The sequence below is a fragment of the Oleiphilus sp. HI0132 genome (assembly GCF_001635845.1).
Map to the genome: position 1 here is coordinate 1 of NZ_LWGJ01001898.1, position 849 is coordinate 849.

At 42.6% G+C, this 849-nt stretch carries 1 protein-coding gene and 1 pseudogene; both read left to right on the forward strand.

The window, feature by feature from the left end:
* The coding region (locus tag A3766_RS28630) for a hypothetical protein (protein WP_231883031.1) at positions 1-329 on the forward strand (329 nt) is incomplete at its 5' end.
* Positions 322-849 (forward strand): annotated as a pseudogene (locus tag A3766_RS28635) (S-methyl-5-thioribose-1-phosphate isomerase); the annotation flags it as partial. The gene A3766_RS28630 and the pseudogene A3766_RS28635, both read left to right, overlap by 8 nt.

Consider the following 849-nt stretch of genomic DNA (forward strand, 5'->3'; position numbering starts at 1 on the left):
ATCGTACTAACGAGCCTCATTTGCTCGTTTTTACAAAGGACCTGAAAGCTTTATACCAGTCAGAAGCGTACAAGATGTTTGTTCTTGACGAACTCTATCACTCTAAGAAAAAGGCGCAGCAGGGTTCAGGGCATTCGCACTCCGGGAATAGTGTAGGGGATGCAGAATCTATTGTTAAACCGCTATCTCAGAACCCTTCAGTGTTTGTTGTAGGTGGCGATAGAAAAGAAGTGTTAATTGAGTTTGAGGGAACTGGTATTGCAAACTACTCATGCATGATAGAGTCCCACCGAAATAATGAAACAGTAGGAAGTATAGTCATTGAATAATAAGTTTGAGTCTCTAAGCGTCAAAGCGGTCGATTGGCAAGATGGTGCGCTGGTTCTATTGGATCAGAGAAATCTACCTTTGTCTGAAGATTATATGAGTTGTCATGATGTTGAACAGGTTTATACGGCAATCAAGACGATGGTTGTACGTGGAGCGCCTGCAATTGGTATTTGTGCGGCTTACGGTGTTGTTTTGAGCGCAAAAAAGCACTTAATGAATGGAGTCGATTTTTATGAACGTATTAACAAGGATATTGAATTCCTGAGTCAAGCTAGGCCTACCGCGGTAAATTTAGCATGGGCTCTGAAAGTTATGCAGGAAGAGCTCCTAGCGCAGAAAGAGCAGGATTTTAGTTTAGAAAAGCTGCTTCTCCGCGCCCAGGAAATTCATCAAGAGGATATTGCTAACAACTTTAAAATGGGTGATTTAGCCTGTTCCGTGTTTAAACGCTTCCATGAAAAACCGTTCTCTGTCATGACTCATTGTAATGCCGGAGGCTTGGCTACAGGTGGCTATGGA